Here is a 9,333-nt window from a genome sequence, read left to right as displayed (position 1 = left end):
AAAAATAGTTTTAATTGTTTGAAATAAGTTTTAATTAGTTTAAAAAGTTTAAAAAAATTTTTAAATTGTTTGAAATAAGTTTTAATTAGTTTAAAAAGTTTAAAAATATTTTTAATTGTTTGAAATAAGTTTTAATTAGTTTAAAAGTTTAAAAATATTTTTAATTGTTTGAAATAAGTTTTAATTAGTTTAAAAAGTTTAAAAATAGTTTTAATTGTTTGAAATAAGTTTTAATTAGTTTAAAAAGTTTAAAAATTGTTTAAAAGTAGTTTAAAAAGTTTTAATTAAAAAAGTTAAAAAAAAGAAAAATAAGATTAATAATTATTAACGAGTAATAAATATTAATCATTTTAAAAGCTGGAAATTAAATTATCTTCCGGTGAGTTTGCTGAAGAAACCTTTGCTTGCTTCTTCTTTGATTTCTTCTTTCAATTGCTCATTTTTATTTTTAAGAGAGTTTATGGTTTTGTCTTTAGCGTTCATAGCTGTGTTTAACTTGTCATAATCTCTTTTCTTGTTATCTAATTTACTATTTAAGTCTTTAATTTCAGCTTCTAATTTAGCGATTTTTCCGCCGACACCAGACATTTCTTCAGCAGCTTTTGCTTCAACATCTTTGATTTGTTTTTTCAATTCTGCAGCTTCTGATTTAAGTTTAGGAATTAAGTTGTCTTTTAAATCTGAAATTTCTGAGTCTTTGTCTTTAATAGTTTTAGATTTTTTGTCAAGTTCCTTGTTCTTATTAGAAATTTCTTTTTCCTTGTTGCTAATTTCATTATCGAGTTCGCTAATTTTTTCTTTTAACTCTTCGATTTGACTTTTTTCTTCTTCAGGTAATTGGTCGTATTCCTCTTGTTTCTTTTCTTCCTCTTGGATTTTTTGACTTTCGAGTTCTACAACTAATTTTTCAATTTCTTCAAGTCTGACTTTTGCCAATTGAAGTCCTGCACCTTTTTTAGCAACACTTTCACTTAAGTCTGCATTGATTTCCAATTGATCAAAGTATTTTTTGGTACTTTTTTCCAATGCATCGGTAAGTTCCACTTTAAGTGCTTTTAATTTTTTGTTCTCTTTTTTAAGCTCAGGAATAATTTCATTGGTTAAATGATTTAATTCGCTAGCTTGGTTTTTAAGTTTTTCTTCTTTTTCTTCTAATTGCTTTTGTAAAGTTTCAATGTCTTCGGAAATAAAAATCACCATCTCATTTCACATTTTTAATTACCCAATTGATTCCTAATCAGAGAAATGTAAATTAATATTTGAGAATAATGAGTACATTCAAATTACAAATCCATCAGATAATTAAAGATTTCATAATTATTTTTACAGTCTATTTAACCATTTTAAACAGCTAAATTTATACATTATAGTATTAATGAATTTTAATCTATATAATGTAATAAGTTTATGTTAATATTTATAGATTGTTGTTAGGCATTTTATGTAATTTATAAAAAGAGTGAACTAAGTTTTACTTTTTTAATTTTAGAATTAGGAGATTAATATTTTATTATTTTTAATATTTTTAATATTTTTAATTTTAGAAAAAGTAGAATAATTTTTAAGATTTTCAAAAAAAAAGAAAAATAAAATTCTATTTGTAAATAGAATTTTTTAAAATTTAGTTTTAAACAAAAACATCTATTTGATTACTTTTATCTTTGTTGTTAGGACATAAGCTCCGTAGAGTTTTGTTGATTTAAACTGGGTTTTAACACTGTAAGTATTTCCAATAGCCAAATTGACCTTTACACTAGCCTGTCCCTTGCTGTTTGTAGTTCTTGTATAAGTTTTCTTGTTTAAAGTAAACTTAACCTTTTGATTCTTGATTAGCTTTTTACTTTTGTCCTTGAATGTAACTACAAAATTGGATTTTTTATGCACTTTAGTGCTTTTGGCCTTAAGAATTGGCTTAACAACCTTTACAGTAATTGTTTTGCCTGATGCCTTGAGGTAAATATCTCCTTTAAATTGGATCTTTGTGGAATATGTTCCTATCTTATTGTTAATTGTCAAGCTTGCAATCCCTTTTGCATTAGTTGTTCTGGCATATGTTTTTTTATTTATTGTAATCTGTATTTTCTTGTTTGCTAAGGCTTTTTTATCATTGTCCAGCAATTTGATTTTTAATTGTGTGCCGTTTTTATAGTATTTCACTAGATTGCTTGCAATAATGCTTGTGTTTTTCTTAACAACAGTGAGCTTTATTGTCCTGTTAATCTTCTTATATTCCTCATCCCCATCAAATGAAACAATTGCATCAATGGTTTTTGGACTTATATTGATGTCAAATTCAACTGTTCCATCATCATTTGTTGTTTTTTCATATTCTGCATTGTCTATTTTAATTTTAATGCTTTTGTTTGCAATTGATTCATTATTTGAATCTGTTAACTTGATGCTTAATTCCTTGTCCTCTCCATAGATTTTTGAAAAGTCCTCTGCAATAATATTCACATCTTCCCTTTGGCCAAGCTCTATTGCAAGGGTCTGATTGTCCATGCTTGCATAAACATATTTGAGGCTTGCGCTAGGTCTGTAGTTATAGCTTGCAGTTCCGTTTTTTAGAGTAAGTCTTGTGATTTCCCCATTGTCTGTGTATAATCTGACACTTAAAGGAAGGTTAATGTCCTCATCGTATGGGCAGATTTCCTTTGTATTGTTGTCAAAGTATTGCTTGATGCTTACTGTAAGGCTGTTGAGCTCTCCGCTGTATGCCAAACCCTTGTCTGATTCAAAAGTCATTACAAGCCATCTTGAAGCGTTGATTTTCCAAGGTTCATACTCGTCACCATGTGGTGAGTAGTAGTTTCCCACCTCATTCTGTCCCCACCAGCAGTATAGGGTTGTTGCATTGTCATCCAATGCAATGTCTCCATATTGCTTGATAGGTACAAGATCCTGCTGGATATAGTTGTCCACAAGTGCACAGTTTATCATGAGAAGTTCTGTGTCTTGGAAATTGTTGGAGACTGCACCATGGTTTCCAACGTTGTTTCCCCTAAATATTGTATTGTAAACTTCTGTTGTTACATGAAGACCGCTTGGAGGTGCTAGAATTGCCGCTGCATAGAATCTTGAGTGGCAGTTACTGAAAAGACTGTTGTTTATAGTCATGTTTCCGTGATTGCTTATTGCACCTCCTGTATAGTTTGTGCTTTGGTTTATGAAATTTGTATTGTTGATGTCCACATTTCCATAGCTTGAGATTGCGGCTGCAGAGTAAACCGCATGGTTTGTGAGGAATGTGGAATTGTTGAAGTGGCTGAGGCCACTTGTCATGATTGTTCCTCCAACACTTTTATCTGCATCAACGGTGTTTGCCTCAAAGTGGCAGCCATTCACGTTTAATAATCCAATGCTGAAGATTGCTCCTCCATATTGATGGGCTGAATTGTTTATTATCCTTGTATCAATAAGGTTTAATGTGCCGTTGCTGAAGATTGCTCCCGCATTTTGGTCAGTTTGTGAATTTGCTATTGTACAGTTGATTAAACTTAACTCTCCGCCCATATTAATTATTGTTCCTCCACTTTCGCCAGGAGTGTTTGCGTTTATGAGATTTAATCCAATCAAGGTGAGACTTGCATTGGACACTGTAAATATTCTTGAGCTGTTTTGAGCATCTATTGTTGCATTTTCACCCTTGATTGTAAGGTTTTTACTTACAAGCAGGTTTTTATTATTATCGCCTGTATAGATTCCATTTTCCAAATTGATTGTGTTTCCATCATCACTTTCTTCAATTGCCTGTTTTAGGCTTGAATATGGACTTTTAACATCTCCTAATCCAGTTTCATCACTTCCATTAGCGCTGACAAATATTTCTGAAGATGAACTTAAAGGACTTTTGATGGAATCTGTGACAGATTCATCAAGAGATAAATCTCCAGAAGATGTGTCATTTAATGGATTGGAGGAATCTATTGCACTGATTGAGTTTATTAGGCTAAAGAGAACTAATATGCTTATACTTATCATTAGAACTCTAGCTATTTTTTTAGATTTAATTTTTATGCCTCCCTAATTGCCTTAAAATTATAATTTGCCTTTTAAATTTATTTTTTTTTATTTTAATTGAATTAATTGGCTTTTTTAAATTCTTCTTTTATTAAATAATTTTAATTAAGTTTTTAAATGCTTATTTTTATTAATTTAATTTTAATTAAGTTTTTAAATGCTTATTTTTATTAATTTAATTTTAATTATTTTTTTAAAAAAACTATTAATTAATTTTTAAATCCTATAATCTTTATTTTTAAGCTTTTTAAATATAAATTTTTATTGATATTTCTCTTTTTATAATTTGTTTTTAAATGATTTTTGGGAATTATTTTTTTTAAATCATTTTCTTATAATTTTTTAAAATTGATTTTCAGTAAAAAAAATTTTTAAAAAATATTTCTTTTCAAATGCTCTTGCACAAATTAGAATTATATTAAAACTAAAATATTACTTACTGAAAAAAAATAATTTTTATAATCGGATTTCTAAAATTTAATTTTTAATTTTTCATTTAAATTTGTAATTTTAATTTTTAAAAAAATTTAAATTTAAAATGTTTCGACAATAAATTCATAAAGTTAATTTCTTTAAGTTTTTGATTTAAATCCTCTTAAAATGGCTTTTTTTCAAATTCGTTATTAGAGATTTTCACAATGGATTTTTGTTTCATTAGTATCAAAAAATTTTTAGGAATTCGTATTATAAAAATCATTAAATATTGGATAAATCTAAAATAATAATGTTGATTTTTTTAAAAAATTTTCATTTTTTTTAGACTATTTACATTATTGAAATTTATTGTGGCGTGGATAAATTTTAATTTTTAAATACCTTAAATAATCTAGTTATTTCTTGAATAATTGGATTTTAGAGCTTCTTTAATAAAATAATTATTTAATTTTTTTTAAAAGTTTTATAACTCTTGTTTAAATAAATATTTTATTTTTTTTAAAAGTTTTATAACTCTTGTTTAAATAAATATTTTATTTTTATTTCATTACTTTAAGTTGTTTTTGCAATTTTATTCAATTTAAAGTATTATTACAGTTAAAAACTAAGTTACAGGATGTATTTGTTTGAGTATTAAGAAAGACTTATTAGCAGTAGGTCATACTGCATTAGATTATATCATTACAGTTGATGAGTTTCCTATGGCCAATAATTCTGCACCAATGAAAACCATGAAAAATCTTGATGGTGGTGCTGCAGCTAATGTTGCAATGATTGGAGCAAAATTAGGATTAAAAACTGGTTTGGTTTCAGCTGTCGGTGAGGATTTCATAGATTCTCATTATCACAGAAGGATGAAGGATTTGTCTGTGGATACTGATGCCATGATTGTCTCTAAGACTGAAAACACTCCAACTGCATTTGTCATGACCAACAAAAATCAGGATCAAATCAGTTATTTCTATTGGGGTGCTGGAAAGGATTTCCACGACAGTGCAGTTCCTAGGGATAAAATCAAAGAGTTCAAGGCTGTTCATTTAGCTACCGGTGATCCTCATTTTAATTGCAAGTCTGGAATTGTTGCCAAGGAAGAAGAAAGATTGGTTTCCTTTGATCCAGGACAAGATTTGGGAATGTACAGTCCTAAAAAGCTGAAGGAAGTAATTACTCACAGTGATATTTTATTTGGAAACCATCATGAGATTAAAAGAATTCAGGACTCTTTAGGTGTTGACATTAATGGTTTGATGGAAATCGGTCCTGAGATTGTTATTAAGACCTGTGGTAAGGAAGGCAGTTTTGTTTATAGTGTTGATGAAGGAAAAATAGAAATTGATTCTATTTACAGACCTGCAGTAGATCCTACAGGAGCAGGTGACTCTTATAGGTCCGGCTTTTTGTCTAGATTTATTAATGGAAGTTCTCTTGAAGAGTCTGCTAAGTTTGCTTCTTCCGTTTCATCATTTGTAGTTGAAAAACAGGGTTGTCAAACAAATATGCCTAGCTATGAAGAAGCATATAATAGAATGATTGAATTTTACTAATTATTCTATTTTTTTCTTTTTTACATCAATTATTTTATTTTTTCTTTTTTTTACTTTTTTAATCTTTATTTATTTCTTATTTTTATTTTTAATCTTTATTTTTATCTATTTTTATTTTAATTATTTTATTTTTTTCTTTTTTTACTTTTTAAACTTTAATCATGTTTTATTTTTATTTTTAATCTTTTTTAGTTATTTTTCAATTATAAAATATGTTTGAGAAATCTCAATATTATTTGATAAAAATCATTTTCTGTTCTTTATTTCTAAAATAAAGGTGGTATTAACCGATATGTTTATATTAAATAAATTACATTAAATATTATTATAAAAATCAAGTTAAATAGAAATAAATTAAAATTTACTTTACTAAATTCTATTTGAATTGGTTGTTATTATTTTTTTTAAAATTACAATAATCTAGCGTAATGAATATTGGAGATTGATTATGACACAGATAAGTGATGCAAAAAAAGGTATATTAACTGAAGAAATGAAAGCTGTTGCTAAAAAAGAGGGCGTTAGTGAAGATTTCATTTTAAATTCTGTTGCAAAGGGAACTGTTGTAATTCCTAGCAATGTAAATAGGGATATTGAAGCTTCTGGTATTGGAGCAGGACTTAGAACAAAGGTTAATGCAACTGTAGGAACTTCCACAGATATTGTAAACTTTGATGAGGAAGTATTGAAAGCACAAATTGCAATTGACCATGGTGCTGACTGTTTGATGGAATTAAGTATTGGCGGAGACTTGGATGTAATAAGAAGAAGAGTTTTGGATATGTCTCCTTTACCTGTAGGTTCTGTACCAGTTTATCAGGCAGCTATTGAAAGCATTAGGGAACATGGTTCCGTAGTTTATATGGATGAGGATGACTTGTTCAATACAATTGAAAAACAGGCTAAGGACGGTATTGACTTTATGGCTGTTCACAGCAGTATTAACATTGAAACCTTAACCAGACTTAAAAGACAAGGTCGTGTAACCGGACTTGTATCCAGAGGAGGATCATTCATGTCCGGTTGGATTGTTGAAAATGAAAAGGAAAATCCATTGTATGCTAATTTCGATTATGTGTTGGACATTGCAAAGGAACATGATGTTGTTCTTTCCCTTGCAAATGGTATGAGAGCCGGTTCAATTGCAGATTCAACTGACAGGGCTCAAATACAAGAATTGATTATTTTAGGAGAATTGATTGACAGATCCCGTGAAGCAGGTGTACAATGTATGATTGAAGGACCTGGTCATATTCCTATTAATGAAATTCCTACAAATGTAATGATTCAAAAGAAAATGTGTTCAAATGCTCCTTTCTATATGTTAGGTCCTATTGTATGTGATGTTGCTCCTGGTTATGACCATATCGTTTCAGCTATTGGAGCCGCTTCTTCAGCTAAGGCTGGAGCAGACTTTATCTGTTATGTAACTCCTGCAGAACATTTGGCTCTTCCATCTCCTGAAGATGTAAAGGAAGGTGTAATCGCTACAAGAATCGGTGCATATGCTGGAGATTTAGCTACAGGTCAAATTGATGGTTCACAAGATTTGGCTATGGCTGAAGCAAGAAAAAGATTGGATTGGGAAGCTCAATACGAATGTGCAATGTTTCCGGAAGCTGCACGTGCTAAAAGGGACGAAAGACCTCCTGAAGAAGAGGACACCTGTACAATGTGTGGAAACTATTGTGCTGTAAAAATAGTAAATGAATGGTTGGACAAATCCGATTCCGATTTAATTAAATAGATTTTTTCTATTTAATTTTTCTTTTTTCTTATTTTCAGTGTTTTTACACTTTTATTTTTTTTAATTAGTTTTTTTTCAGTGTTTTTACACTTTTATTTTTTTTAATTAGTTTTTTTTTAGTGTTTTTACACTTTTATTTTTTTTAATTAGTTTTTTTTAGTGTTTTTACACTTTTATTTTTTTTTAATTAGTTTTTTTGTGTTTTTTCACTTTTATTTTTTTTATTTTTTTAAATTATCTATTTTATTGTTTTTAGCCTTATTTATTTTTTTATTTTTTTAAAATCAGCTATTTTTTACTAGTTTAGTTATTATTAGCAAAACATTATTTTTTATTTATCTTATTTTCCATGGTTTTATTGGAATGAATCCCTGTTCTCCAATTTGGTTTTGGCCATCAATTAAAAGATATTCCAATAGATTATAAATGTCTTCCTTGTCGTCATTGCATTGAACCAAACTGATTACATGTCTTGTCTCGTTTTTTAGAATTTCATTTCCATTAAAGTAACTTGCATTAAGGAAGGTATAATAATCATTTGAATTTTTAACTATTTTAAATGCATCAAATTGTGATTTAACCTCTCTAACAATATTGAATGGGATTTTTTCCTGTCTTAATGTGCTCCAGGCCAACCTCTGTGCACTTCCTTTAACTCCTATGAAGTTTAGGTTTTCAAGGTCCCCTATGCTTTCTATGCTTTTTTCATTCTTTGGAGAAATCAGCACCAGATGGTCATATGCAATTGCAGTGAAGTTCAAGTCATTTTCAAATGCAAGACGTGGATCGTCTAAAGCCAAAATGTCAATCAAGTCTGCTTTAGCCAGTTCATAAGCACTTTCGTCGTCACTGCTGTAGATTAATGTTTTAAATGGGAGATCATAACTTATTGCCTGTAAAAGGCCTGTGATAATGTGTCCCCCTGCAATGACAATTTCTTCCCTGTCTTCAAGTCTGTTGTTGTATTTGTGATAAAGGTTTAAAAGCTCATAACCCTTTTGGCTAAGTTCGGAACCAGAACCTACGGTTACAACAAGCTTTTCCCCAATCTTGTCTTCAGCATTCTTGATTCTTCTGTTAAGTACAGAGTGGGAAATCTTCAATTCCTTTGCTGTTTTCCTTTGAGAATATGTTCTGGACAATGATTCTAAACTTTCAAAGAGTTTGTGGTTAAAGGACTCTCCATTAATCTTAATGCCTATCTCCGGCTTTATTTTTTCCTCTTGTCCTCTATCCATATTCTCTTGATTTGGCATAATTCCACCACTCAATGATTAAAATGAGTTTTGTATAGGTTTTCTTCATTTATTTTTAGTATTTTTTTCGTGTTTTGTACAATTTCTATTCATTAATTTTTATCAATAAAAATTTGTTTGAATAGTTTATAATTAATTTTAAATATATTGATTTATATAAATATTAGTATCTGATTATAAAATAATTAATTAAATTTTTTTCATTGGGATTTTTGTTTTTTTATAATTAATTAAATGTTTTATATAAAGTATTTATTATAATTTTTTAAAATTATTCTTATTAATTCTTATTAATTTTTATTAATTTTTATTAATTTTTATTAATTCTTAT

At 28.6% G+C, this 9,333-nt stretch carries 5 protein-coding genes; 2 read left to right on the top strand and 3 right to left on the bottom strand.

The annotated features are described in order from the left end of the window. Positions 1 to 369 precede the first annotated feature (369 nt). Both Q0138_RS08465 and Q0138_RS08460 read right to left on the bottom strand, forming a co-directional pair. The gene (locus Q0138_RS08465; RefSeq protein ID WP_297983390.1) at positions 370 to 1,200 is read right to left on the bottom strand and encodes a hypothetical protein; all 831 of its coding nucleotides are present in this window, start codon (positions 1,198 to 1,200) and stop codon (positions 370 to 372) included. 441 nt (positions 1,201 to 1,641) lie between these two features. After that, positions 1,642 to 3,981 carry a hypothetical protein gene (locus tag Q0138_RS08460; RefSeq protein ID WP_297983388.1) on the bottom strand — a complete coding sequence of 780 codons (2,340 nt, stop codon included), beginning with the start codon at positions 3,979 to 3,981 and terminating at the stop codon, positions 1,642 to 1,644. Positions 3,982 to 5,081: 1,100 nt separating this feature from the next. Here Q0138_RS08460 and Q0138_RS08455 point away from each other — a divergent pair. Then, complete coding sequence (locus tag Q0138_RS08455) at positions 5,082 to 5,999, top strand: carbohydrate kinase family protein (RefSeq protein WP_297983386.1); 918 nt, start codon at positions 5,082 to 5,084, stop codon at positions 5,997 to 5,999. A 448-nt stretch (positions 6,000 to 6,447) separates the two neighbouring features. Next, positions 6,448 to 7,746, top strand: a complete 1,299-nt coding sequence (thiC, locus tag Q0138_RS08450) for a phosphomethylpyrimidine synthase (RefSeq protein ID WP_297983384.1) — start codon at positions 6,448 to 6,450, stop codon at positions 7,744 to 7,746. Positions 7,747 to 8,081: 335 nt separating this feature from the next. On the opposite strand, the gene Q0138_RS08445 is transcribed toward thiC, so the two are convergent. Further along, positions 8,082 to 9,002, bottom strand: coding sequence for a LysR family transcriptional regulator (locus tag Q0138_RS08445; RefSeq protein WP_297983381.1), 921 nt, complete (start codon positions 9,000 to 9,002; stop codon positions 8,082 to 8,084). Between the last annotated feature and the right edge of the window lie 331 nt (positions 9,003 to 9,333).

The organism is uncultured Methanobrevibacter sp., from assembly GCF_937906425.1.
GTDB lineage: Archaea > Methanobacteriota > Methanobacteria > Methanobacteriales > Methanobacteriaceae > Methanobrevibacter.
Note: the sequence above shows the minus strand (reverse complement) of the source record. Positions and strands in the feature narration are given on the sequence as shown.

What these genes read in the sequence shown, in the direction of transcription:
- Q0138_RS08465 (WP_297983390.1), bottom strand. Translation starts at nt 1,200, where the DNA reads ATGGTGATTTTTATTTCCGAAGACATTGAAACTTTACAAAAGCAATTA.
- Q0138_RS08460 (WP_297983388.1), bottom strand. Translation starts at nt 3,981, where the DNA reads ATGATAAGTATAAGCATATTAGTTCTCTTTAGCCTAATAAACTCAATC.
- thiC (WP_297983384.1), top strand. Translation starts at nt 6,448, where the DNA reads ATGACACAGATAAGTGATGCAAAAAAAGGTATATTAACTGAAGAAATG.
- Q0138_RS08445 (WP_297983381.1), bottom strand. Translation starts at nt 9,002, where the DNA reads ATGCCAAATCAAGAGAATATGGATAGAGGACAAGAGGAAAAAATAAAG.